Origin of the sequence: Sphingopyxis sp. (assembly GCF_016704835.1) — a bacterium.
Taxonomy (GTDB): domain Bacteria; phylum Pseudomonadota; class Alphaproteobacteria; order Sphingomonadales; family Sphingomonadaceae; genus Sphingopyxis.
On sequence record NZ_JADIZJ010000006.1, the window covers coordinates 145,609 to 169,664 of the forward strand.

General features: G+C 63.4%; 25 protein-coding genes and 1 pseudogene. 11 read left to right on the plus strand and 15 right to left on the minus strand.

Annotation, left to right across the window (positions count from 1 at the left end; genetic code table 11):
* Nucleotides 1-60 precede the first annotated feature (60 nt).
* On the plus strand, nucleotides 61-1,254 hold the full coding sequence (metC, locus tag IPF76_RS12130; protein ID WP_293844212.1) for a cystathionine beta-lyase: 1,194 nt from the start codon (nucleotides 61-63) through the stop codon (nucleotides 1,252-1,254).
* Nucleotides 1,251-2,177, plus strand: coding sequence for a mechanosensitive ion channel domain-containing protein (locus tag IPF76_RS12135; RefSeq protein ID WP_293844215.1), 927 nt, complete (start codon nucleotides 1,251-1,253; stop codon nucleotides 2,175-2,177). The genes metC and IPF76_RS12135 overlap by 4 nt, the downstream gene beginning before the upstream one ends.
* 53 nt (nucleotides 2,178-2,230) lie before the next feature.
* Here the strand turns inward: IPF76_RS12135 and IPF76_RS12140 are convergent, their stop codons facing one another.
* Both IPF76_RS12140 and IPF76_RS12145 read right to left on the minus strand, forming a co-directional pair.
* Nucleotides 2,231-2,836, minus strand: a complete 606-nt coding sequence (locus tag IPF76_RS12140) for a 2-hydroxychromene-2-carboxylate isomerase (RefSeq protein ID WP_293844218.1) — start codon at nucleotides 2,834-2,836, stop codon at nucleotides 2,231-2,233.
* The gene (locus tag IPF76_RS12145; protein WP_293844221.1) at nucleotides 2,830-3,561 is read right to left on the minus strand and encodes an SDR family oxidoreductase; all 732 of its coding nucleotides are present in this window, start codon (nucleotides 3,559-3,561) and stop codon (nucleotides 2,830-2,832) included. The genes IPF76_RS12140 and IPF76_RS12145 overlap by 7 nt, the downstream gene beginning before the upstream one ends.
* Before the next feature lie 66 nt (nucleotides 3,562-3,627).
* Between IPF76_RS12145 and IPF76_RS12150 the strand changes: the two genes are divergently transcribed.
* Complete coding sequence (locus IPF76_RS12150; protein ID WP_293844224.1) at nucleotides 3,628-4,119, plus strand: helix-turn-helix domain-containing protein; 492 nt, start codon at nucleotides 3,628-3,630, stop codon at nucleotides 4,117-4,119.
* Between the two features lies 1 nt (nucleotide 4,120).
* Here the strand turns inward: IPF76_RS12150 and clpS are convergent, their stop codons facing one another.
* From clpS to phaC, 3 genes are all read right to left on the minus strand, one after another.
* Nucleotides 4,121-4,447, minus strand: coding sequence for an ATP-dependent Clp protease adapter ClpS (gene clpS / locus IPF76_RS12155; protein WP_293844645.1), 327 nt, complete (start codon nucleotides 4,445-4,447; stop codon nucleotides 4,121-4,123).
* A gap of 261 nt (nucleotides 4,448-4,708) precedes the next feature.
* The gene (locus IPF76_RS12160; protein ID WP_293844227.1) at nucleotides 4,709-5,452 is read right to left on the minus strand and encodes a phasin family protein; all 744 of its coding nucleotides are present in this window, start codon (nucleotides 5,450-5,452) and stop codon (nucleotides 4,709-4,711) included.
* Between the two features lie 122 nt (nucleotides 5,453-5,574).
* Entirely contained in the window at nucleotides 5,575-7,350 is a 1,776-nt protein-coding gene (gene phaC / locus IPF76_RS12165) for a class I poly(R)-hydroxyalkanoic acid synthase (RefSeq protein WP_293844230.1), read from the minus strand.
* Nucleotides 7,351-7,462: 112 nt separating this feature from the next.
* Between phaC and IPF76_RS12170 the strand changes: the two genes are divergently transcribed.
* Together IPF76_RS12170 and IPF76_RS12175 are read left to right on the plus strand one after the other, a co-directional pair.
* The gene (locus tag IPF76_RS12170) at nucleotides 7,463-8,683 is read left to right on the plus strand and encodes an LL-diaminopimelate aminotransferase (protein ID WP_293844233.1); all 1,221 of its coding nucleotides are present in this window, start codon (nucleotides 7,463-7,465) and stop codon (nucleotides 8,681-8,683) included.
* Complete coding sequence (locus tag IPF76_RS12175; protein ID WP_293844236.1) at nucleotides 8,680-9,165, plus strand: DUF2721 domain-containing protein; 486 nt, start codon at nucleotides 8,680-8,682, stop codon at nucleotides 9,163-9,165. The genes IPF76_RS12170 and IPF76_RS12175 overlap by 4 nt, the downstream gene beginning before the upstream one ends.
* Before the next feature lie 118 nt (nucleotides 9,166-9,283).
* Here the strand turns inward: IPF76_RS12175 and IPF76_RS12180 are convergent, their stop codons facing one another.
* A complete protein-coding gene (locus tag IPF76_RS12180; protein ID WP_293844239.1) occupies nucleotides 9,284-10,864 on the minus strand; it encodes an amidase in 1,581 nt (526 codons plus the stop codon).
* Nucleotides 10,865-10,975: 111 nt separating this feature from the next.
* On the opposite strand from IPF76_RS12180, the gene IPF76_RS12185 reads away from it, so the two are divergent.
* Nucleotides 10,976-12,289: an MFS transporter gene (locus IPF76_RS12185; RefSeq protein ID WP_293844242.1), complete on the plus strand. Its 1,314-nt coding sequence runs from the start codon at nucleotides 10,976-10,978 to the stop codon at nucleotides 12,287-12,289.
* 15 nt (nucleotides 12,290-12,304) lie between these two features.
* Here IPF76_RS12185 and IPF76_RS12190 read toward each other — a convergent pair whose 3' ends face one another.
* Nucleotides 12,305-12,982 carry an NADPH-dependent FMN reductase gene (locus IPF76_RS12190; protein ID WP_366499603.1) on the minus strand — a complete coding sequence of 226 codons (678 nt, stop codon included), beginning with the start codon at nucleotides 12,980-12,982 and terminating at the stop codon, nucleotides 12,305-12,307.
* Nucleotides 12,983-12,990: 8 nt separating this feature from the next.
* Nucleotides 12,991-13,491 (minus strand): L,D-transpeptidase family protein, encoded by a 501-nt coding sequence (locus IPF76_RS12195; RefSeq protein ID WP_293844245.1) that lies wholly within the window; start codon nucleotides 13,489-13,491, stop codon nucleotides 12,991-12,993.
* Between the two features lie 87 nt (nucleotides 13,492-13,578).
* Between IPF76_RS12195 and IPF76_RS12200 the strand changes: the two genes are divergently transcribed.
* Nucleotides 13,579-14,478, plus strand: coding sequence for a haloalkane dehalogenase (locus IPF76_RS12200; protein ID WP_293844247.1), 900 nt, complete (start codon nucleotides 13,579-13,581; stop codon nucleotides 14,476-14,478).
* On the opposite strand, the gene IPF76_RS12205 is transcribed toward IPF76_RS12200, so the two are convergent.
* A complete protein-coding gene (locus tag IPF76_RS12205; RefSeq protein WP_293844250.1) occupies nucleotides 14,468-15,757 on the minus strand; it encodes an adenylosuccinate synthase in 1,290 nt (429 codons plus the stop codon). The two genes, IPF76_RS12200 and IPF76_RS12205, sit on opposite strands and share 11 nt — an antisense overlap.
* Nucleotides 15,758-15,896: 139 nt before the next feature.
* Between IPF76_RS12205 and IPF76_RS12210 the strand changes: the two genes are divergently transcribed.
* Nucleotides 15,897-16,829, plus strand: a complete 933-nt coding sequence (locus IPF76_RS12210; protein WP_293844253.1) for an alpha/beta hydrolase — start codon at nucleotides 15,897-15,899, stop codon at nucleotides 16,827-16,829.
* A 360-nt stretch (nucleotides 16,830-17,189) separates the two neighbouring features.
* Here IPF76_RS12210 and IPF76_RS12215 read toward each other — a convergent pair whose 3' ends face one another.
* Both IPF76_RS12215 and IPF76_RS12220 read right to left on the minus strand, forming a co-directional pair.
* The gene (locus IPF76_RS12215; protein ID WP_293699438.1) at nucleotides 17,190-17,369 is read right to left on the minus strand and encodes a PspC domain-containing protein; all 180 of its coding nucleotides are present in this window, start codon (nucleotides 17,367-17,369) and stop codon (nucleotides 17,190-17,192) included.
* A gap of 53 nt (nucleotides 17,370-17,422) precedes the next feature.
* Nucleotides 17,423-17,719 carry a hypothetical protein gene (locus IPF76_RS12220; protein ID WP_293844256.1) on the minus strand — a complete coding sequence of 99 codons (297 nt, stop codon included), beginning with the start codon at nucleotides 17,717-17,719 and terminating at the stop codon, nucleotides 17,423-17,425.
* Nucleotides 17,720-17,862: 143 nt separating this feature from the next.
* Here IPF76_RS12220 and recF point away from each other — a divergent pair, with 143 nt between their 5' ends.
* Nucleotides 17,863-18,972: a DNA replication/repair protein RecF gene (gene recF, locus IPF76_RS12225; protein WP_293844259.1), complete on the plus strand. Its 1,110-nt coding sequence runs from the start codon at nucleotides 17,863-17,865 to the stop codon at nucleotides 18,970-18,972.
* A 169-nt stretch (nucleotides 18,973-19,141) separates the two neighbouring features.
* Entirely contained in the window at nucleotides 19,142-19,366 is a 225-nt protein-coding gene (locus IPF76_RS12230; RefSeq protein WP_293844262.1) for a hypothetical protein, read from the plus strand.
* A gap of 109 nt (nucleotides 19,367-19,475) precedes the next feature.
* Here the strand turns inward: IPF76_RS12230 and IPF76_RS12235 are convergent.
* A pseudogene (locus IPF76_RS12235) lies at nucleotides 19,476-19,817 on the minus strand (arsenate reductase family protein); the annotation flags it as partial.
* 169 nt (nucleotides 19,818-19,986) lie between these two features.
* Between IPF76_RS12235 and IPF76_RS12240 the strand changes: the two are divergent.
* Complete coding sequence (locus IPF76_RS12240; protein WP_293844265.1) at nucleotides 19,987-20,733, plus strand: murein L,D-transpeptidase catalytic domain family protein; 747 nt, start codon at nucleotides 19,987-19,989, stop codon at nucleotides 20,731-20,733.
* 45 nt (nucleotides 20,734-20,778) lie between these two features.
* On the opposite strand, the gene IPF76_RS12245 is transcribed toward IPF76_RS12240, so the two are convergent.
* The 3 genes from IPF76_RS12245 to accC form a co-directional block, all read right to left on the minus strand.
* Nucleotides 20,779-21,120 (minus strand): TonB family protein, encoded by a 342-nt coding sequence (locus IPF76_RS12245; protein WP_293844268.1) that lies wholly within the window; start codon nucleotides 21,118-21,120, stop codon nucleotides 20,779-20,781.
* A 36-nt stretch (nucleotides 21,121-21,156) separates the two neighbouring features.
* Nucleotides 21,157-22,515 (minus strand): L,D-transpeptidase family protein, encoded by a 1,359-nt coding sequence (locus IPF76_RS12250; RefSeq protein WP_293844271.1) that lies wholly within the window; start codon nucleotides 22,513-22,515, stop codon nucleotides 21,157-21,159.
* A gap of 161 nt (nucleotides 22,516-22,676) precedes the next feature.
* A complete protein-coding gene (gene accC, locus IPF76_RS12255; RefSeq protein WP_293844274.1) occupies nucleotides 22,677-24,038 on the minus strand; it encodes an acetyl-CoA carboxylase biotin carboxylase subunit in 1,362 nt (453 codons plus the stop codon).
* Between the last annotated feature and the right edge of the window lie 18 nt (nucleotides 24,039-24,056).

Consider the following 24,056-nt stretch of genomic DNA (forward strand, 5'->3'; position numbering starts at 1 on the left):
GGGCGACGGGAATATCCGCAGCCACTGGATTTTGCCCATGGCTCCGCTAACACAGCTGGGATGAACAAAAGCGACGACGAAAACCTCCGCCCCGCCACCAAGCTGGTGCAGGGCGGGCGGCGGCCGGAGTGGACCGGCGATCCGCGGCTGGGCGGCGGCGTCGTCAATCCGCCGGTGTGGCGCGCTTCGACGATTCTTTATGACAATGTCGCCGACCTCGAAGCGCGCGGTCACGCGACGCACGACAAGCTGTATTATGGTCGGCGCGGCACGCCGACGGTGTGGGCGCTCGCCGACGCGCTGACCGGCATGGAGCCAGGTGCTGCGGGCACGTTGCTTTATCCCTCTGGGGTCGCGGCCAATTCGGCAGGGCTGCTCGCGCTGCTCGCGCCGGGCGATCATCTGCTGATGGTCGACAGCGCCTATGAACCGACGCGCGCCTTTTGCGATGGGCTGCTCGCGCGCTATGGCGTTGTGACCACCTACTATGATCCGCTGATCGGTGCCGGGATCGCCGACCTGATCACCCCGAAAACCAGATTGATCTTCCTCGAATCGCCGGGCAGCCTGACCTTTGAGGTGCAGGATATTCCCGCGATTACCCGGGTCGCGCGCGAGCGCGACGTGCTGACGATGCTCGACAATACCTGGGCGACGCCGCTGCTGTTCCCCGCGCTGGCGCACGGCATCGATGTGACGATGATGAGCCTCACCAAATATGTCGGTGGGCACAGCGACGCCATGATGGGATCGCTTACCGCCACGAGAGCGGTGTGGCCGCGGTTGCGCAGCACGGCATATCAGTTGGGGCAGGCGGTTTCGCCCGATGATTGCGCGTTGATGCTGCGTGGGCTTAGGACGCTCGACGTGCGGATGCAGCGGCACGGCGACAATGGCCTGGCAGTCGCGAGCTGGTTGGCAGAGCGGCCCGAGGTCGGGCGTGTCCTCCATCCCGCACGCGAAGACGACCCGGGCCATGCGATCTGGTCGCGCGATTTTAGCGGCGCCAGCGGGCTGTTCGGCTTTACCCTAAAGGGCGCCGACATCGCCGCACGCACCCGCTTCATCGACGCGCTGTCGCTGTTCGGCATCGGGTTCAGCTGGGGCGGCTATGAAAGTCTGGTCGTACCCAGCAACCCCGTCCGCACTGCGACAGCCTGGACCGATTCCGACCCGCTGGTCCGCCTGTCGACCGGGCTCGAGGATCCCGCTGACCTGATCGCCGACCTCAAGCGCGGGTTCGCGGCGAGATGAGCGCGACTGAAAATTTTCGCGACGGTGTCGGAAGCGCCGTCGAGGTGATGAAGGCGATCGGGATCGACGTTGGTTCTTATCGTCTGTCGCTCTACGGCCTGTTCTCGACGCTGGTCGTGGCGGTGCTGTTGTATCTGTCGGTGCGAATGCTGATGCGCGCGATCAAATGGCTGCTCCGCCGCAACACCCAGATCGACGCGACCCAGCGGCTGCTCACCGAAAAACTCATCGCGATCGCGTTGTTCGTTTTCGCGATGCTGTTTGGCATCGACCTGCTGGGTATCGATCTGACCGCACTCGCGGTATTTTCGGGCGCCGCGGGCCTCGCGATCGGTTTCGGGCTGCAAAAGACGGTCGGTAACCTGATTGCCGGCATCATCCTGCTGATGGACCGCTCGATCAAGCCGGGTGACGTGATCGTCGTCGGTGATGGCAGTAGTATGGGCAGTTCGGCATCGCTGAACGGCATCCCCAACGTCGGACGCGTCGCCAAGATCGGGGTGCGCGCGGTCAGCGTGGTGACGCGCGACGGCAAAAAGCATCTGATCCCGAACGAGTTGCTGATGACCCAGCCGGTGGAAAACTGGAGCTATTCCAGCCGCGAAGTGCGGGTGCGGATGCGTGTACCGGTCGCTTATGAAAGCGATCTGCGCGCGGCGCAGGTGATCATGGTTGAGACCGCGAATGCCAACCCACGCATTCTGGCGCACCCCGAGCCGGTGGTGTGGATCACCGCGTTCGGCGACCGCGCCATCGAGCATGAGCTGCGCTACTGGATTTCTGACCCCGAGTCCGGGCTCGGCAATATCCAGGGTGAGGTATTCCTCGGCATCTGGGACCGGTTCAAGGAGGTGGGGATCGTCATTCCCTATCCGCGGACCGATGTGCGGGTGATCGCAGACGAGGAGCCGGAGGCGGAATAGCCTTACATTGTCGCATCCGCCTTCGCCGGCATCACGATATTGGGGGGCTAAGTTTACGCCAGCAGCGCTTCTTCGACCTGAGAAAGTCGGTCCTTGCCAAAAAACATCGCCTCGCCGACGAAGAAGGTCGGGATGCCGAATACGCCGCGCGCGACTGCGGCTTCCGTGTTGGCAACGAGCTTCGCCTTGATCTTTGTGTCCTGCGTCCGCGCCAGTAGCGCGGGGCCGTCGAAGCCGTTCGCCGACAGAAAGGCGACGATAACTTCGGGATCGTCCATCTTCAGCCCGTCCTCCCACATCCCGCGGTTTACGGTGTCGATATAGTCGTCGAGCACGCCTTCATCATCGGCGACGATCGCGCCGCGCATGATCGTCAGCGTATTGACCGGGAAATGCGGATTGATCCGAAATTTGCTCAGGCCATGTTTTTCGATGAAACGCCGCATTTCCAAATTTTCATAAGCGAGCTTGGCTGGCGCATCGGCATATTGGATCATCGGCGCCTTGTTGCCCGTCGCCTTGAAAATGCCGCCGAGCAGGCAAGGCGTGATGACGAGGTCGGCGCCGGTGCGGTCGAGCAGCTCGGGCAGCGCCTTCATGCAAAGATAGGCATTGGGGCTACCGAAATCGAAGATCAGTTCGAGGCTTTTACTCACCATTTTTCTCCCCAGGGACGGAGGTCGAGTTCGTGCGTCCACGCGCTTTTGGGTTGTTTATGAAGCATCACATAATTGGCCGCGATCGCATCAGGGTTTAGGATCAGGTTCTGCGCTTTCGCATTGTCGAAATCGGGGTGGCGGCCCTTTATGAAATCGGTGTCGATCGCGCCGTCGATGATCGTGTGCGCGACATGGATGCCCTGCGGCCCCAGCTCGCGCGCCATCGACTGGGCGAGCATCCGCAAAGCGCCCTTCGCGCCCGAAAATGCGGAAAAACCCGATCCGCCGCGCAGGCTTGCGGTCGCGCCGGTGAAGATGATCGTCCCGCGGCCGCGCGGGGTCATGCGTTTCGCCGCTTCTCGCCCCATCAGGAAACCGCCGAGACATGCCATTTCCCAGACCTTGGTGTAAACGCGCACCGAGGTCTCGGTGATCGGGAAATTCACATTGGCTCCGATGTTGAACACCGCAACCTCGACCGCCCCGACCTCGGCCTCGACCTGGTCGAAAAGCGCGATCATCGCCTCTTCCTCGCGTGCGTCAGCGGGGAAGGCGCGCGCCTGATACCCCTCGTCGCGAATCGACCGGGCGAGCGTTTCGAGCTGGTCGGCGTTCCGCGGCCGGCGGTTGACGCAGGCGCTAAGACCTTCGGCGGCAAATGCGCGTGCAATGGCGCCGCCGGTGGCGTCTCCTGCCCCGATGATGACGGCTGCGGGATTAGGCATGCGCGAATCTCCTCTTGTGCCGGATCATAACTATGATAATCATAGTGACAAGAGGAAAGGCGAAACTTGCCCAGACGTACCGATCTCTCGGCCACCTTCTGCCCCGTTGGTCGCTCGGCCGAACTGCTCGGCGACCGGGCGGTGCTGCTGATCCTGCGCGAACTTTTCTTCGGCCGGCGCCGCTTCGAACTCATCGCGGCCAATACTGGGCTCGGACCGCAGATCGTTTCGGCGCGGCTGAAGATGCTGGTAGCCGAGGGGATTGCCGAGCGCCGCGCCTATAGCCAGCGGCCGGTGCGCCAAGACTATTGGCTGACCGACAAGGGCAAGGCGTTATTCGATATTCTGTATGCGATGCGCAACTGGGCCGAACGCTGGGCTTACGCGCCGCGGGAAATGGGCGAGGGGCCGGCGATCCGCTATGTGCATCGCGGCTGCGGCACCGATGTCGGGACGGCGACTATCTGTCCGGGCTGCGGCGCCGGGCTCGGTTATGGTGATCTGAAAGGCGAGCCGTCGTCGGCGCTCAAGGCGGAACAGATCGCGCGAACGGCCTAGCTCAGGCCTTTTCTAGCGTGCATTGCAGCGGGTGCTGGCTCTGCCGCGCCGCGTCCATCACCTGATTGACCTTGGTTTCGGCGACTTCGTAACTGAACACGCCGCACACGCCTACGCCCTGCTGGTGGACATGCAGCATCACCTGCGTCGCCTGTTCGATATCCATGTTGAAGAAACGCTGCAGCACCATCACGACGAATTCCATCGGGGTGTAATCGTCGTTGAGCAGCAGCACCTTGTACATCGACGGCTTTTTCGCCTTCGCGCGGGTGCGCGTGGCGATGCCGACGCCGGGGGTGCCGGGCGAGCCGTCGTCCTTGTCCGCCATCGCGCGGACGGTCTTTGACCCCGCCATGGCGCGGATCGGATGGAGGGTGGAAACTGGAAGCATCATGGGCAGGAATATCGCAAGCCGCGGGCGAAGCGCAAGGGGCGTGCGCGCGGTTTTTAACCTCTTGTTCGCCAGCCGCGATCGGCTGGCGGTGAAAACAAGAACCGCCCGCTTCCTGAGGAAGCGAGCGGTCTTGAAAGTGTCGGCGCAGGCGGGGAAGAGGGGGAAGTGCCCGCGCCAACGGAAGATAAGGGTGTCTTAAGCGGCCTTCATCTTCGAGGTGATCACCGAAACGCGGTTCGAGATCGGCGCGAAGCTGTCGTTGGCCATCTTGACGACCAGTTCGCTGGTCTTCGAGGTCTGGGCAACAGCGGCGTCGAACGCCTTCTTGCTGTTTTCGGCATAGAGCTTGAAGAAATCGGCCGGGGTCTTGACCGAAGTGTAACCCTTGAGCGCAGCGGTCGTGTCTTCAAAGCTCTTGCGAGCGAAGGTCACGCCTTCCTGGCCAAGAACTTCCATGTTCTTGGCAGCGATCTTACCGGCTTCGACCAGCGCTTCGACGTTCGCCTTGTTGAATTCGACGGCTTCTTCGGCCAGCTTGCTGGTCTTGCTCATTGCGTCCTTGGCTTTCGCATTGAAGTCCGCAGTCAGGGCTTCGGTGCGGGTCTTCGCTTCGTCGGCGAACTTCTTGACGGTGTCGTTCATGGTCTTGATTCCTTTGCTGACGGCGGCAACCGGCTTCGGCGCGGCCTTGGGGGCAATTTTCTTTACGGTCGCCTTCTTGGGGGCGCCCTTCTTGGCAACTGCCTTAGGGGCAGCGACCTTTTTCGCGGCCGGCTTGGCTTTTGCCTTCACCGTCTTGATCTTGGCAGGGGCCGCAGGCTTCACAGCTGCGGGAGCAGCAACCGGAGCCGGGGCAGCCGGAGCTTCCACCGGCTTGGCGGCGGTTTCCAGCGTCGCGGCTTCGAAAGCCTCTTCGGCACTATCCATCTTGGTAGCCATGGGTAAAACTCCTTTATGTTGCAGTGCACAATATAGGAGTGGTTCGGCGATTTCAAGGATATTATTGTGCAGCGCACAAAAAAATTATCATTGGCGCCCGCAGGCTGGATAATCGCTAGATATTACCGCTGTTTGACATAGCGGCCGGGGGCGTCCTCGATGGCCTTTTTGGTGCCTTTTCCGGGGATACGGGCGCCCTTGACTGCAATTTTTTCGTCATCCTGCGCTGAAATCCAGTTGATCCAGTGCGGCCACCAGCTGCCCTTGGTCTCGGTGGCGCTGGTAACAAATTCGTCGAGTGTCGCTGCGTTGCTGTCGCCGGTCCAATATTGATATTTGCCGGCAGCGGGCGGATTGACGACGCCGGCGATATGGCCCGATCCGGCGAGCAGGAAGGTTTTGGGGCCGCACAAATTGTCCATCAACCGCCAGACGCTGGCGAGCGGCGCGATATGATCCTCCCGGCCGGCCTGGATATAGGCGGGGGTCTCGATTTTCCGCAGGTCGATCGGCGTGCCGCACGCGGACAGGCTGTTCGGGATGACCATGCGGTTGTCGCGGTACAAATCGACCAGATACTGGCGGTGCCATTTCGCGGGCAGGTTGGTGGTGTCGCCGTTCCAATAGAGCAAGTCAAAGGGCGGGTAGTCGTTGCCGAGCAGGTAATTGCTGACGACATAATTCCAGATGAGATCGCGTCCGCGCAGGCTGTTGAAGGTCGCCGCCATGTAGCGGCCGTCAAGGTAGCCGGGCGTCGACAGCTGTTCGAGCAGCGCCAGATAACTGTCATCGACGAACATTTTGAGGTCGCCGGCCTGTTCGAAATCGACCTGCGCGGTGAAGAAAGTTACCGACTTCACCCGGTCGGCCTCACCCTTCGCCGCCAGGATTGCCAGCGTCGCCGCGAGGGTGGTCCCAGCGACGCAATAGCCGATCGTGTGGACCGCCGGGACGTCGAGGGCGGCGCGCACAGTGTCGATGGCGTCGATCTGCGCCGCGATATAATCATCCCAGGCAATGTCCTTCATCGACGCATCGGCCGATTTCCACGACACCATGAATACGCTCAGCCCCTGTCCGACCGCCCACGCGACAAAGCTTTTCGCTGGATTGAGGTCGAGAATATAGAAGCGGTTGATCCACGGCGGGAAGATCAGCAGTGGTACGGCGTACACCTCCTTGGTCGTCGGCGCATACTGGATCAGCTGATAGAGCTCGGTTTCGTGGATCACCTTGCCCGGGGTCGTCGCAATATTGATCCCGACTTCGAACGCGTCGGGATCGACATGCGATAGCTGCCCGCGCGACAGATCGGTCAGCATATGCTGCAAGCCCTTGAGCAGGCTTTCGCCGCGCGTTTCGACCGCGCGCTTGATGACTTCCGGGTTGGTGAGCACGAGGTTGGTCGGCGCCATCGCATCGGCGATGCTCTTTGCGGCGAATTCCATCTTCGCTCGCGCCGCGGGGTCGGCCCCCTCGAACTGGCGCGTCGTCGCGAGCATCTGTTCGGCGAGCAGGCCGTAGGTTTGGCGGATCATCGCGAACACAGGATTGCTTGCCCAATCGGGGTCAGCGAAGCGACGATCCTTGCTTGCTAAGTCTGGAGCGGGGGGAGTCATCGGATTCAGGGTCGCGAGCGAGGTCCAGAAAGCGACTCCCTGGTCCCACATTTTCGACGACTGCTGCGCCCAATGTTGTGTCGCCGGGTTTTCGAGCCATGAAGAGGGATCGAACATCGCCGTGGCGCTGGCCTTGCCGTCATTCGCCTGTCCCAGCGCATATTCGAGCATCATCTGCTGCGCGCGACCAATCACGCTGGCCCAATGCTGCATGTCATCGGGCGTCGGCAGGAAGGGGTTGGGAACGTCCGTCGTATCGCTTTTGTCTGCGTCGCTCATGTTCGTTCCTGCTGGTCAGTGCGGTTAGAAGCCTATAACAAGCCGCGGTGCGGCTGGCGAGGCGCCGTTCGCGCTTATATCCGATAACGAAAAGGAGTTGTTCTAGTTTCCCATGCCCGACGATGAATTCTATCGCATCAAGCGCCTGCCGCCCTATGTCATCGCCGAAGTCAATGCGATGCGTGCGGCCGCCCGCGCCGCGGGAGAAGACATCATCGACCTGGGAATGGGCAACCCCGACTTGCCGCCTCCTGCGCACGTGATCGAAAAGCTGTGCGAGGTGGCGATGAAGCCCGACGCGCATGGTTATTCGCAGTCGAAGGGCATTCCGGGGCTCCGCAAGGCGCAGGCCAATTATTACGCGCGCCGCTTCAATGTCGAACTCGATCCCGAGAGCGAAGTGGTGGTGACGATGGGGTCGAAGGAAGGGCTCGCCAGCCTCGCGACCGCGATCACCGGTCCCGGCGACGTCGTGCTGGCGCCCAACCCCAGCTATCCGATCCACACCTTCGGCTTCATCATCGCCGGGGCGACGATCCGCAGCGTGCCGACGACCCCCGACGAAGCCTATTGGCGCGCGCTCGACCGCGCGATGGCCTTTACCGTGCCGCGCCCGTCGATCCTGGTGGTCAATTATCCGTCGAACCCGACCGCCGAGACGGTTGACCTCGCTTTTTACGAGCGGCTTGTTGCATGGGCGAAGGAAAACAAGGTCTGGGTCCTGTCCGACCTTGCCTATTCCGAGCTTTATTACGACGGCAACCCGACCCCCTCGATCCTGCAAGTGCCGGGCGCCAAGGATGTTGCGGTGGAATTCACCTCGATGTCGAAAACCTATTCGATGGCGGGCTGGCGCATGGGCTTTGCGGTCGGCAACCAGCGACTGATCGCGGCGATGACGCGGGTGAAGAGCTATCTCGATTACGGCGCTTTCACCCCGATTCAGGCCGCTGCCTGTGCCGCGCTCAACGGGCCGCAAGATATCGTCGCACGCAATCGCGAACTGTATCAGAAGCGCCGCGACGTGATGGTCGAAAGCTTCGCGCGCGCTGGCTGGGACATTCCGAGCCCGAAGGCGTCGATGTTTGCCTGGGCGCCGTTGCCGCCAGCGCTGAAAGAAATGGGTAGCCTGGAGTTTTCCAAGCAAATGCTGATCCATGCCAAGGTCGCGGTTGCGCCAGGCGTCGGTTATGGTGAAGACGGCGAGGGTTTCGTCCGCATTGCGATGGTCGAAAACGAGCAGCGCATTCGTCAGGCCGCGCGCAATATCCGCAAATTCCTCCAACTGCACGGCGTAAACACCCCGTCGGTCGCGGCCGGCGCCGAAGGATGAGCGCGAGCGGCTCGGCGATGATCGCCGAGACGATTCAGCTGTCGGTCACCCCGGTGTTCCTGCTCGTTGCGACGGGCAGCCTGCTCAACGTGCTGACCGGGCGCCTGTCTCGCGTCGTCGATCGTTCGCGCGCGCTGATGGAGCGCTGGGCCGAGACCGAGGGGGCGGAACATGACCGGGTCGTCGCCGAACTGCGCGCCGCCGACCGGCGGATGGACGTGATCAACAACGCGATTGCTGCCGCCGTCGCGTGCGGCATCGTGGTCTGCCTGCTTGTCGCGCTGCTGTTCGCGCAGGCGATTGCGGGTTTCAACCTGGGGCTGGCGGCGTCCTGGGCATTTGCGATTGCGATGATGCTGCTTCTCGCGTCGCTGGTGTTATTTCTGATCGAGGTTCGGATGGCAATCCGCAACATCCATGTGCCAATGGAATTGCTCGAGCTTGAGGAAATGGGCTGGAAGCGGCGGCGCGATAAACGCTAGCGGCGGCATCGGTTCGACATCGTTCCGTTCGCATCGAGCCAGTCGAGATGCCCATCGAGGGGGCTTTCCAGCGCGGTGGCTCGACTTAGCTCGACACGACCGGACTTTTTACGTTCGGCTAAGGTTCGATACCCACACGATACGTCGGCGTAACGCGCTTGCGGCTCGCTTGCTCATAGGCATAGCCCGCCGCAAGCACATTGGCGTCGGCCCATTTTCCGCCGATGAACGACACCCCGATCGGTAGCCCCGCGACCGCGCCCATCGGTACGGTGAGGTGCGGATAGCCCGCAACAGCGGGGAGCTGGCTGACGCTGGGACCGCTGTAGTGATCTCCGTTCACGAGGTCGTTGGTCCAGGCGGGGCCGTTGGTAACCCCGACGAGCAGGTTGACGTCATGCTCTTCCATCAGCCGGTCGATGCCTTCCGCACCGGCGAGCCGCGCTGCCTTTTCGCGCGCCGCGATATAGGCGGTGCTGTCGAGGCCTCCCTTGCTCTCCGCCAGCTCGAACAACGACTGGTCGAACCATTTCAGTTCGGCGGGATTCGCCCTGTTGAACGCGATCAGGTCGGCGAGCGTTTTAGGGCCGTCGTTGGCGGGAAGGCCAGCGAGATACGTTGCGATGTCTGCCTTGAGTTCGGTCATCAGCACTTCAAATTCGGCCGCGCCCAGTTCCTCCAGCCCTTTGCGACTATCGGCGATCTCGACGACCGTCGCGCCAAGGTCGGTGATCTGCTTCAACGCGGCGTCGAACAGCGCGGCGATGTCGGCTCGGTCGCCGACGCGATCGCGCAGCACTCCAACGCGCTTGCCCTTCAGCGCATCGGCCGACAGCGCGGCGGTGTAATCAACCTTGCGGGCGTCGGCTTCGGCGGTTGCCCGATCGGCAGGGTCGCTGCCCGCGATCACGGTCATGACGGCCGCAGCATCGCGCACGGTGAGCGTCATCGGTCCCGCCGTATCCTGGCTATGGCTGATCGGGACGATATGCGTGCGGCTGACCAACCCGACGGTGGGCTTGAACCCGACGATCCCGTTGACCCCGGCGGGGCAGGTGATCGAGCCGTCGGTTTCGGTACCGATCGCGAGCGGCGCGAGGCTGGCCGCGACAGCAGCGGCGCTGCCTGCGGACGAACCACATGTGTTGCGATCGAGCGCATGCGGATTTTTGGTCAACCCGCCAACCGCGCTCCAGCCGCTGGTCGAATTGTTCGAGCGAATATTGGCCCATTCGCTGAGGTTCGTCTTGCCAAGGATGACCGCACCGGCATTGCGCAGACGGGCAATAATCGGTGCGTCGCGTCCCGTGACATTGCCCTGAAGCGCTAGCGAACCAGCGGTCGTTGGAAGTGGACCGGCAACTTCGATATTGTCCTTGATCAGGATGGGGATCCCATGGAGCGGGCCACGCAGCTTTCCTGCCTTGCGCTCTTCGTAAAGCAACTTGGCTTCCGTCATCACATCGGCATTGGGAAAAGTCGCGACGACCGCGTCGAGCTTTGGTCCATAATCGTCGACCTTAGCGATGCGATCGAGATAGAGGGTCGCGAGCAGCCCCTCGTACATCCCCCGACTTTCCATCTCGGCTTGCAGCGTCGCGGCGTCCTTGCCCTCTACCGGTGGCAGCGGCGGCGGCATTGCCATTGCGGGATCGATCACGAGCAGGGCGGTGGCGGCGAGCAGCGAAATTTTTTGCATGGACAACACGCTGCCAGCCGTAGCGGCAATTGCAAGCGGCGATTTTCGGGATGCCGCAACGGCGTTGACACCGATCCCCCCGGTCTGCTCCCATGAGCGTGGGAGATAAAAATGAACGATAAAGCTGCCTTGTCGCAGGGCACCGTTACGCCGGTCACCGGTGTATCCGCGCAAACGCGGTCGATGCTGTGGATCCTGCTGATCGTCTATATCTTCAACTTCCTCGACCGGCAGATCGTCAATATCCTGGCCGAACCCATCAAGGCCGACCTTGGGCTTTCGGACACGCAGCTTGGCTTGCTCGCGGGACCGGCCTTTGCGGTCTTTTACGCGCTGCTTGGTATCCCGATCGCGCGCTACGCCGACAAGGATGGCACAAACCGGGTGCGGCTGATTGCCATTTCGCTGGCGATCTGGTCGGCGATGACTGCGGTGTGCGGGTTGGCGCAGAACTTTGTTCAGCTGCTGCTCGCGCGCGTCGGGGTTGGCGTCGGCGAGGCAGGCTGTACCCCCGCCGCGCATTCGTTGATTTCGGATAGCGTGCCCGTCGAAAAGCGGTCGTCGGCGATTGCTTTTTATGGGCTGGGGGTGCCGATCGGGTCGCTCCTCGGTCTGATCATCGGCGGGGTGGTCAACGACCTCTATGGCTGGCGCGTCGCGCTGATGATGGTCGGTGCGCCCGGAATTTTGCTCGCGCTCATCGTGCTGTTCGTCATGCGCGAACCGCGGCACAGCCGCTCGGCCGAAGCGGTCGCGACCGCCCGCGCCGTCGTGCCGCTGTCGACGGGTGAGGCGCTGCGCGAAATTTTCAGCTCGCGCGCCTTCATCTATATCCTGATCGCCGCTTCGGTCGTCGCGGTGCTCGGCTATGGCAAGGCGCTGTGGACGATCAGCTTCTTCATCCGCAGTCACGGGCTATCGACAACCGAGGCGGGGCTGTCGATGGCGGTCGTGCTCGGGCTCGCGGGGGCATTCGGCACCTGGCTGGGCGGCAAGATGGCCGACAAATATGGGCCGCGTGACAAAAAGCATCTGCTCACTTTTCCCGCCTATGGAATGGCCGTCGCGGCGCCGATCCTGTTCCTTGGTTATTATATGGAGGACTGGCGCGTCGCGGTGGCGATGCTGATCATTCCGACGATTCTCAATTCGGCCTATTATGGCCCCGCCTATGGCTGTGTGCAGGGGCTGGTCCAGCCCCGCGCGCGCGCGGTTGCGGCGTCGATCATGCTGTTCGGGCAAAATCTGATCGGGCTTGGCCTCGGGCCGTTCCTGTTCGGCGTGCTATCCGACGCGCTTCAGCCGCTGGCGGGCCAGGAAAGCGTGCGCTGGGTGCTTTACGGCGCGGCGTGGCTCGGCCTCATCCCCGCCTTCTTCTTCTGGCGCGCCAGTCTGCGGCTGAAAGCGGAGCTGAAGTCGGGTTAGTGCGTCATTGCGAGCTCAGCGAAGCAATCTTCCAGCTATCGTCGATCGATGCCGATAGCTGGAGATGGCTTTGTCGCCTTCGGCTGCTCGCAACGACGAGCGTCTAATAGGGGGATCCTGTTTCGCGCGCTGCGTCTTGGCGGCGTCGATCCACCAGTTGAGGTCAGCCGCGAAGCGCGGGAAGCTCTTTACCAGTCGCGCGCCGTCGTCGCCGGTGGGCTTACCGTCCGCGTCGAACACCCCGCCAATCCGTCCGACCGGCAGGATCGACGAGGTCACCGCCATCCCCATCTCGCCGAGCGTGTCGCGCCATCCCATCATCGCGCGTACCCCCGACCAGGGGCCAGCCGAATAGCAGGCGATCGCGGCGGGTCGCCAGAACCATTCCTCCAGATAATGGTCGGTCAAATTCTTGAGACCCGGCTGCGGACCCCAATTATATTCGCCGGTGACGAAGACGAAGCCGTCGGCCGCCCGGATTTTCCCGCCAAGGTCTTCCATCGCCGCCGGCGCTTCGCCCTTCGCATATTCCTTGTACATCCGGTCGAGCATCGGCAGGTCGACCGCCTTGGCGTCGATCAGTTCGGCGCTGTCGCCGCGTGCGATGATCGAATCGACGAGCCAGTGCGCGAGCTTGATACCCTGGCGATCGCGGCGATAGCTGCCATAGAAGACGAGGATGTGGCGGGACATAAAGGTTCCTAAGGTCGGATGGTGATCGGGATGCCGTCGGGCACGATATCCCACAGCTGCTGTATCTCGGTGTTCGAAAGCGCGATGCAACCGTCGGTCCAGTCGCGCGCGATGGGTGGCCCGGGCCAGGCGTTCGGCTGCCCGTGGATGAAGATATCGCCGCCCGGCGAGCGCCCTTTTGCCTTGGCAAAGGCGCGGTCGGCGGCATTGGGATAGGATATGCGCAGCGACAGATGATAGGCGCTCGCCGGGTTGCGGCCGTTGATACGATATGTCCCCTCGGGCGTGCGCTCGTCGCCCTCGAACCGCTTGTGCCCGGTTGGCGCGTCGCCGAAGCGGATATTCGTATAGCGGACGATCTCGCGGTTCGCAGCATAGGCGACCAGCAAACGCTCGCTCTTGTCGACGAACAGCCGGTCGACCTTCGTCCCGACGGCCGGCGACGGCTGCGAATGCGCGGTGCCGCACGCGGCGAGCAACAGGCAGGCGAAGGGCATGACACGGCGCATCGTGCGATCCTACGGCTTTGGCGCGTTCGGGCAAGTGGTTGCCAGCGCCGTGCCGCCGGCTAAGGTGGCAGTGGGGGGATCGATCACATGACCATATATCGCACGCCGGACGCGCGCTTCGAAGCGCTAGCCGATTGGCCTTATGCGCCAAAATATACCGAAATCACGGACGGGCTTCGGGTCCATTATGTCGATGAGGGCGCCGCCGATGCGCAGCCGGTGCTGATGCTGCATGGCGAGCCGACCTGGTCCTATCTCTATCGGCATATGATCGGCCCCGCGGTGGCAGCGGGATTCCGAGTCGTCGCGCCCGATCTGATCGGCTTCGGCCGCTCGGACAAGCCGATCGATCGCGGCGCACATAGCTATGCGGCCCAGGTCGCGTGGATGCGGCAGTGGATCGAGGCGCTCGACCTCAAGAACATGATCCTCGCCTGTCAGGACTGGGGATCGCTGATCGGCCTTCGCCTCGTTGCTGAAATGCCCGAGCGCTTCGCGGGCGTCGCGCTGTCGAACGGCGGCCTGCCCGAAGGCCAGCCCGCGCCCCGCGCCTTTGCGATCTGGCGCGCCTTTTCGCGTTACAGCCCGCTATTCCCGATCGGAAAGATCGTAAAAGCCGGCACCAAGCGCGAACTGAGCGCCGCCGAGATCGCCGCCTATGACGCGCCCTTTCCGACGCGGGCGTCAAAGGTCGCGGCGCGCGTCTATCCATCCTTTGTGCCGCTCGGTGACAATGCCGCTGTGCCCGATCAGAAGCGCGCCTGGGCGGCGCTGGAGCGATTCGACAAGCCGTTCCTGTGCTGCTTCTCCGACGGCGACCCGATCACGCGCGGCGGCGATTCATTGTTCACCAGCCGCGTTCCGGGAACGCGGGGCGCCGCGCACCGCACGCTGCAGGGCGGTCACTTCATTCAGGAAGACGACCCGGGGGGCTTCGTCGCGGCGATCCGCGACGTCGCTACCACCGGGGCGGTCGTCAGTCGCTGAACGGGTCGCGGATCAGGATCGTGTCTTCCCGCTCGGGGCTGGTTGATACCAGCGCGATCGGGGTTTCGATCAGTTCCTGGACGCGCTGGATATATTTAATCGCCTGCGCGGGCAGGTCGGCATAGCTGCGTGCGCCCGCGGTCGTTTCCTGCCAGCCGTCCATTTCCTCGTAAATCGGCTCGACCTCGGCCTGATCGGCGGAATGCGCGGGGAAATAGTCGAGGATCTTGCCTCTGAGCCGGTAGCCGGTGCAGATACGGATCGTGTCGAAGCCGTCGAGCACGTCGAGCTTGGTGAGCGCGATGCCAGTGACGCCCGAGACGGCGCAGCTCTGGCGCACGAGCACGGCGTCAAACCAGCCGCAGCGGCGCTTGCGCCCGGTGACGGTGCCGAATTCATGCCCGCGTTCGCCTAGCCGCTGGCCGACTTCGTCCTCGAGCTCGGTCGGGAAGGGGCCACTGCCGACGCGTGTCGTGTACGCCTTGGCGATCCCGAGCACGAAACCGACCGCGCCGGGGCCGAGGCCCGAGCCGCTGGCGGCGGTACCGCTGACCGTGTTGCTGCTGGTGACGAAGGGATAGGTGCCGTGATCGACGTCGAGCAGCACGCCCTGCGCGCCTTCGAACAGTATGCGCGCGCCGGCCTTGCGGACCTTCTTGAGGCGTTTCCACACCGGCTGTGCATATTCGAGCACATAGTCGGCGATTTCGGTGAGGTCGGCGATCAGGCGTTCGCGGTCGATCGGCGGTTCACCGAAACCGGCGCGCAGCGCGTCGTGGTGCGCGGTCAGGCGGTCGAGCTGCGGATCGAGCTTGTCGAGATGCGCGAGGTCGCAGACGCGAATCGCGCGGCGACCGACCTTGTCTTCATAGGCGGGCCCGATGCCGCGTCCGGTGGTGCCGATCTTGCCCGCGCCCGCCGCGGTCTCGCGCAGCGCGTCGAGGTCGCGGTGGAACGGCAGGATCAGCGCGCAATTGTCGGCGATCGCGAAATTCTCGGCATTGATGACTACGCCCTGGCCGCGCAGCTTGGTGATCTCGTCGCGCAGCGCCCACGGATCGAGCACCACGCCATTGCCGATGATCGACAGCGTGCCGGTGACGATGCCCGACGGGAGCAGCGACAGCTTGTACACCTGCTCGCCGACAACGAGCGTATGACCGGCGTTATGCCCGCCCTGAAAGCGCACCACGGCATCGGCACGGCTGGCGAGCCAGTCGACGATCTTGCCCTTGCCCTCGTCGCCCCATTGCGACCCGATGACGGTAACATTTGCCATGATGCTGTCCTGCTGAACGGGGTCATCCTGACCCGGCGCGGCCTTAGCGGATTTCGCCGCAGAGGCAAGCGCGCTGGGATGAATTTGCGACATTTGCGTTGGACAAGACAGGCGCGCCGGGGGCGATGGAGGCATGAATATGAGCAAGCGATACTGGATCGGGTTGTTGGCGGTGACCACCGTGGTGGCAAGCGGCATGTCGGCGAGCGACGCGCGCGAAAAACTGCGCGACCGCCTACGCGAGCGAGTGGCCGAACGCATGGGTGCCGACGAAGGTGCAAAGGTTCCGGGCAGCGCAACGATAGCCTATGGCAGCGATCCGTTGCAGATACTCGATATCTGGCGCGCCCGAGGTTCGACCCGAGCGGCGCCACTGATCGTCTATGTCCACGGCGGCGGGTGGAAACGCGGCAGCAAGGACAATGCGACTGGTCGCTTCAAACCCGATCATTTTCCCGCGCAAGGCTATGCCTTTGCCTCGATCAACTATCGACTCGTTCCCGCCGCGACGGTCGAGCAGCAGGCGGCGGACGTCGCGAGCGCGGTCAAGGCACTGGTCGATCGTGCCGACGCGCTGGGGATCGATCGGCGGCGGATCGTGCTGATGGGGCATAGCGCGGGCGCCCATCTGGTCGCGCTGGTAGGGACCGACGAGCGCTATCTGAAAGGGGCAGGGCTGTCTTTCGCCGACATCGCCGGGGTGATCCCCAACGACGGCGCCGCCTATGACGTGCCGGCACAGATGAAGGACGGTCCGCCGATCATGCAGCAGACCTACGCGCAGGCGTTCGGCACCGATCCGGCACGACAAACGGCCTTGTCTCCCACCGCGCATGCGGCGGGACCCAACGCACCCGACTTTTTGCTGCTCTATGTCCAGCGGCCCGATGGCGTTCGGCAGGCCAAAGCCTTGGGAAGTGCGCTGGTTGCAGGTGGCAGCCGCGTCGAGCACGGCAGTTTTCCCGGCGAGGGGCTGAAGGGCCATGCGGAAATCAATCGCAGCCTGGGCGATCCCACCTATGCGGCGACCGCGACAGTCGATGCGTGGTTGAAGCGGGTGTTTGGGCCATAGAGCGGCGGTTTAGCGTTGGGAAGCGGACCTCATCCTCCCCGGCGAAAGCCCGGCCCCAGTGCGTTGGAGAACAGGCGCCGCGTAGTGACGCTCTGGGTCCCGGCTTGCGCCGGGGAACGGCAGTTGCTGGTCGTTGGCGGACACAGTTCATTCCCGTTCGTGTCGAGCGAAGTCGGGATACCCTGCAACCTTCGCCGCTCCGATAGGCATCTCGGCTTTGCTCGATGCGAGCGGGATTATATAGGTTTAAGGCGCTCTAACAGAAAAGGGCCCACCGGCGTGGCTGGTGAGCCCTTGGTCCTGGGAATATGCGGGCCGGTGCGACAGCGCCTGTAAGGCGTCCGGCCCTTGTGCTGCCTCCTAGGGCGCGAGGATTGCGACCGCGAGGTACAGCAGCAGTGGGAGGCCGAAGCCGAGCAGCGTCAAGGCGACAAAGCCGACGCGCGTCCACAAGACGTCGAAGCCGAACTGGTCTGCCATCCCGGCGCAGACGCCGAAGATCATCCCGTCGCGACGATTCTTGCGAAAACCCTGTTTCATTTCTTTCCTTTCCATCCCGGCCAATGGCCGGCGTTATTGAGCGCGAAGGCCGGTCAGGCGACCAGGCCATTCGGGCCAGCAGCGGCGAGGAACATGATCGAGCAGTAAAGCGAAGCAACGGCAGCGATCGCGTAGCTCTTGAACGAATCGACATTGAAATGGGCCATGATATTTTCCTTCCTTGAACCTTCCATCCGGGCCATCCGGTGGATGCCGACACTGTTGCAGGGACCGTGCCAAATTCGTTCATTGGCGGTTAAGCGCGGTTTTTCCGTCTGTGAACGTTCATTTTTGAGCAAAATATCCGCTATGCTGGTGAAATTTCCCGCTACTCGGAAAAATTTTCGCAAAATCTCGCAATCCGGCCGGGGCGGCGTCGCCGGGTTGCGTTTGGACGGAGGGCGAGATCCCGGCCTTCGCCGCGATGAGGAGGACGGCTGCGGACGGCTGTGGGCTGGCGTGGTCGGAGCAGCTGCGGTAGGCGGCATGAACGATGACGCTGATCCGCCTTTCGCTGACCGATTTTCGCAATCATGCCGCGGCGGAACTGATGGCCGGGCCGGGGCTCGTCGCGCTGCACGGCGACAATGGCGCGGGCAAGACCAATATATTGGAGGCGATTTCGCTGCTTGCACCCGGAAGGGGGCTGCGACGCGCGGCGCTGGGCGACATGGTGCGTGACGGCGCAAGCGGCGGCTTTGCGGTGTTCGCCGAGGTGCTGGCGCGGGACGATCTGGCGCCGGTGTCGCTCGGCACCGGGATTGACCCCCCGCATCCCGGACGGCGGGTCGTGCGGATCAACGGCAGCGCCGCGGCGGCGGCGTCGCTCGGTGAATGGCTGGCGGTGCTGTGGCTGACCCCGGCGATGGACCGGCTGTTCATCGAGACCGCGGGCAACCGGCGGCGCTTCCTCGACCGGCTGGTGCTCGCGCTCGACCCGCGCCATGCGCAGCATAGCAACCGGTATGAAGCGGCGCTGCGCGCGCGCGGCAAGCTGCTGGCCGACCTGTCCAGCGCCGATCCACAATGGATCGCGAGTCTGGAGGCGCAGCTCGGCGAGCATGGGGCGGTGATGGACGCGGCGCGGCAGGCAACGCTAGCGGCGCTGTCGGTCGAACTGGCCGATCAGCCCGACGCGCCCTTTGCCCGCCCGCTGCTGACGCTGGTCGACAGCGAAGGCATGGCGCGGACGGTGGCGCATGACGAGGAGTCGTTGCGGGCGCTGTTTGCGGCGCGCCGTCGGATCGATGCCGTTGCCGGCCGCGCCACCGCGGGACCGCACCGCGATGACCTGATGGCGGTCCACGCTGCGACGGGCCGCACCGCCGCGCGCTGTTCGACCGGCGAGCAAAAGGCGATGCTGCTGTCGCTGGTGCTGGCGCATAGCGACTGCGTCGCGCGCGCGCGCGGGCAGCGACCGGTGCTGCTGCTCGACGAGGTTGCAGCGCATCTCGACCCACTGCGCCGCGGGGCGCTTTACGCGCGATTGGCGGCGCAGGGGGGGCAGGCATGGCTGACCGGGACCGAGGCGGCGCTGTTTGCCGATATGCCAGGGCCGGTGACGCGATTCGCGATTGCGGGCGGTCGGATCGCGGCGGGCTAGGACATCGCCCGCAGTGACAATCGCGCCAATCTGGCGATAATTTCGGACGGACTGCTCTCGACCCCGCATTGCATTACGCGTTCGCTGCGTTATAAATCCTGTGGTGGAACAATAGAGTAGCGTAATGCCAAGTCGCTCCACACAAGCTTTTCCAGCCAGGGAGTATAGTATGAATCTGTTCAAGAAGGCGGCGGTTAGCCTTGCTGCAACGTCGTTGATCGCGGCCCCCGTCGCGGCCTCGGCGGCACAGAGCGTTCGCGCTGCTTCGGCCGTCGAAGGCCAGAGCGAGCTGGAAGGCGAAACCAGCTGGATCCTCATCGCGCTGGCAGCCGTCGGCATCGTCGCAGCGATCGTGCTGCTCACCGACGGTGACGACAACCCCACCAGCCCGTAATCGGATATACAATTCGAATAATGGCGAGGGGCTTCGGACATCGTCCGTGGCCCCTTTGCTTTGCGGGGCGGAACGCAGCCGTCAGGCCCCGACGACGAGCGGCGGTCGAGAGAATCTCGTGCACGACGTCCTGCGGGCGGCATAGCCGCACGCCTTTGTCAGTCTTGACGATCGGGCGTTCGACATAGGCGGGGTTGGCCGCCATCGCGGCAATGATGACGTCCTCGTCGGCCTCGTTCAGCCCGCGTTCGTCGGCATCTGTGCCGCGCATGCGCAGCGCATCGCGCGCGGTCAGGCCCGCCGCGGCGAACAGCTGGCGCAGCTGGTCCGCAGAATAGGGATGTTTCAGATACTCGATGACGGTTAACTCGACGCCGGACGTGTCTTGCAGGATGGCCAATGTCTTGCGCGACGTGCCGCAGGCTGGGTTGTGCCAGAGTATTGCGTTCATGGACGGCGTCCTAAAGAAGCGTTGCCGCACCGTAAACCCGCTATTCATAGCATATATGGCACATTTGCTCGCATGACAGGGAACGATCTGCTTGCCTTTCGCGGCGAACATCCGACTTATACAGGGTCGAGGGACGGCCGCAGGCGGCCAATGCGGGGTTGGGTGACAAGTGAGTGAATTAATCGATCGCAGGGCGATGCTGGCCGGACTGGCCGTCGCGGGTGCCGCGGCCGCGGTTCCGGTGCGCGCGCAGTTGCCCGACTGGATTCGCCAGCCAGTGGCTCCGATCGCGCCGCCGGTGGATTATCTCGCCGTCGCGCGCAAACAGTTCGCGCTGCAAGGTCGCCATATTCCCCAGGCCGACCGCGTCGGTATCGTCGATTTCGGGCTACCGTCGGCACGCCCTCGTTTCGCACTGGTCGATATGATCGCCGGCAAGATCGAGATGTTCCCGGTCACTCACGGCCGCGGATCGGACCCGCAGCACGACGGCTGGCTGAAGAGCTTTTCGAACCGGGTGGGCAGCTTGGCGACCTCGCGCGGCGCCTACCGCACCAGCGATTATTATTGGGGCGCCAACGGATCGTCGATGCGGCTTGCGGGGCTGGAACCCGACAATAACAACGCGGATGCGCGCGCGATCGTCGTCCACGGCGCCTGGTACGCCGACCCGTCGCTGATCGTGACGCAGGGCAAGCTGGGGCGCAGCGAAGGCTGCTTCGTGTTTGGCGAAGAACTGTTGCCGATGATCCTTTATAAGCTGGGGCCGGGGCGGCTGCTGTTCGCCGACCGCCTGAGCGAAATGCCGTCGGTGCCGACTCCCTTTCAATTGCCGCCCGCCGACCCGCTACCGGGGATGGAGAATCTGCGGCGCGCGAGCTCATTTAGCGGGAAGTTGCCGACGACCGCGGATTGATGGCAGTCGATCGTCATTTCCATCACTGTATCATGGCAGGAATGTTTAGTCGTAGATGTTCCAGCTGAACATGCTCTCGAAGAAGCGAGGCTGATCTGTTCCGCCCGTTTTGACGAAGCGCGCGCGTCGCGAAAGCAAGCGGCAGGTTTGCGCATCGAGGTCGGCATGACCGGTTGATGCGGTGATCTCGCAACGACTGACGCGCCCGGATGCGTCGATGGTCAATTTGTAGCTCGCACGCCCTTCGCGCCTTTCACGCAGCGCCGTAGACGGATAGTCGGCGTTGGTGATCCAGCGAAGCGGACTTCCCACAATGCTCGGTTGCGTTTGCGCCCCGGCAGGCAAGGCAAAGCACGAGGCCGCGCCGACAAGCAGCGGCAGCGTCATGAACGCCCGCCCGCCAAGATCGACAGAGGTCAATCTTCAATAAATCCCGTCGGTCGCCGGCGTCGTCGCGCGCGCGGTGGTGGCCACCGTCGGCACGACGGGTGGAGCGACGGGCGCGATGATCGCCGCGGTGGGGCGGCCCGGTTGGGCAAAGCTGGCCACCACCGGCGCGTCGCGGCCATAGAGGTCGGCGAGTTTCTTGACCCCGCCCTTGCCGTCTGGGATCACCGTCCAATAGGCGACGTAGACAGGGAAGGGGTTGTCGAAGCCGAAGCGTGTCGTTGCACCGCTCGCGATCGCCTCGCCGAACTCTTCCGGGCTTTTGCCCGCGAACATCACCGCCATCAGGCCCGAGAAATGTAATGCTCGTTCGGTGCGGATGCAACCGTGGCTGAAGGCACGGGCGGCGGCGTTGAACGCTCCCTTTGACGGGGTGTCGTGCAAGTAGATCGCATGCTCGTTGAGCATTTCCATCTTCATCACGCCCAGCGCATTGCCCGGCCCGGCCTTTTGAACCACCGACAGCGTCTTGCCGCTGCCCGTCCAGGTATAGCCCTGCGCTCGCGCCGCGGCGGGGTTGCGCGCGATTGTCGCGCCAATGCCTTCGTTGATGATGCTGCGCGGCAGCGTCCAGGTCGGGTTGACGATGATCCCGGTCGCCATCGGGTTGAGCTGCGGCGTCGCGGTTGTCGGCTTTCCGACCACCGCCTTGTGCGTCGCGATGATCGTGCCGCCATGGACGACACGGGTCAAATATTCAGGGACGTTGCTGACGACATAGCGTTCACCCAGTGCGCGCGGCATCCACCGCCAGCGTTCCATGTTGACGCGGATCGCGTTGGCGTCGGCGGGTGCCTTGGCCTTGGCGAGCGAAGCTTTGAGCACCGCGAAGTCGGGATGCACTGGGTTAAGGCCGATGAGCGTTTCGCGGATCGACCCGGCATTCAGCGCGGTTCCGAGCAGCGCCAGCAGCGGCTCGCTGTCGCCATCGCTGTCGACCATGAACCATTGTTTGCGCGCCGCATTGGGCGTGCGACCATCGCGCAGGTGGGTGGCAAGCAGCAAGAAGGTGTCGGTTGCGGTCTTGTCGAGCCGCGCCTGATCGTCTGCGAGGATCGCTGCGGCAAGGGCGTCGGGATTATAGTCCCTGGCGAACAGGCCTTCTGAGCCGATTTTTTCGATCGCGCTGAGCAGCGCAGTTGCATTTTCCTCCGACCAGTTCGGCAAGGCCACCTGCGCGGCGATCACCGGCGCGTCGTCGGCAACCTTGTCGGGTTGCAGCACGACCGAATCCTCTTTGACCCCGGTTTGGGCGAGCGCGGGCGCGGCCAGCAGGCTCAGCGTGAGAAGGAACGTTGCGGCGGGCCGCGCTGAAAAAGAGGAGTTTTTGACCATGGTTAAGGCCCATAGCCAAAAATCCGCGGCAGTGAAAGTGAGGTGGCGCGCAGCTGGGCGCATCGCGAATAATATCCGTCCTTCCGGCGGAAGCCGGGATGACGGCGGTGCGTCAGAAACAGCCGGTGCGACCTCGACCTCCGCCGGGGTTCCATAGCGAATTAGGATTTGGCCTCGTCATCCTGCCGCGCGAGCCAGTCTTCCAGCCATTTGATTGTGTAATCGCCGTTGATCACGTCAGGATCGGCGAGCAGAGCCTGATGCAGCGGGATGTTCGTCTTGACCCCGGCGATCACCATTTCCTCGAGCGCCCGGCGCATCCGCATCATGCAGCTCTCGCGGGTGCGGCCATAAACAATCAGCTTGCCGATCATGCTGTCGTAATAGGGCGGGATCGAATAGCCGGCGTAAAGCCCGCTATCGACGCGCACATGCATGCCGCCAGCAGCGTGATAATTGGTGACCTTGCCCGGCGAGGGCATGAAGGTGCGCGGGTCTTCGGCATTGATGCGGCATTCCATCGCATGGCCGCGAAATTCGAGATCTTCCTGTTTGACCGACAGGTCGCGGCCGCCTGCGATGCGTATCTGTTCGCGCACGAGGTCGAAGCCGGTGATCATTTCGGTGACCGGATGCTCGACCTGGATGCGCGTGTTCATTTCAATGAAGAAAAACTCGCCATTTTCCCACAGGAACTCGATCGTCCCAGCGCCGCGATAGTGCATCGCCGCCATCGCGTCGGCGCACACCTTGCCCATGCGAGCGCGTTCGTCACCTGAGATAATCGGCGAAGGGGCTTCCTCGAGCACCTTTTGGTGACGGCGCTGGAGCGAACAGTCGCGCTCGCCGAGATGGATCGCGGTACCCCGGCCATCGCCGAACACCTGAAACTCGATGTGGCGCGGGTTGCCGAGATATTTTTCCATGTAAACGGTCGGATCGCCGAACGCCGCCGCCGCCTCGCTCGATGCCTGGCTCATCAGGCTTTCGAGACTGTCGGCGTTGGGGACGACCTTCATACCGCGCCCGCCGCCGCCCGATGCCGCTTTGATGAGCACAGGGTAGCCGATGTCTTGCGCCGTCTTGCGGCATTCGTCGCCATAGGTGACCGCGCCGGGCGAGCCCGGAACGACGGGCAGGCCCAGCGCGACGGCGGTGCGCTTTGCCTCGACCTTGTCGCCCATGGTGCGGATATGTTCGGGTTTCGGCCCGACAAAGATCATGTCATGCGCTTCGATGATCTCGGCGAACCGCTCGTTTTCCGACAGGAATCCGTAGCCCGGATGAATTGCGTCGGCACCCGTAATCTCGGCGGCCGAGATGATCGCCGGGATGTTCAGATAGCTGTCCTTGGCCGCCGGCGGCCCGATGCACACCGCTTCGTCGGCGAGCCTTACGTGCATCGCGTCCGCGTCGGCAGTCGAATGAACCGCCACCGTCTTGATGCCCATTTCGTGGCATGCCCGGTGGATACGCAGCGCGATCTCGCCGCGGTTGGCGATCAGGAGTTTTTCAATGGCCATTGCCGAATGTTCCCTTCG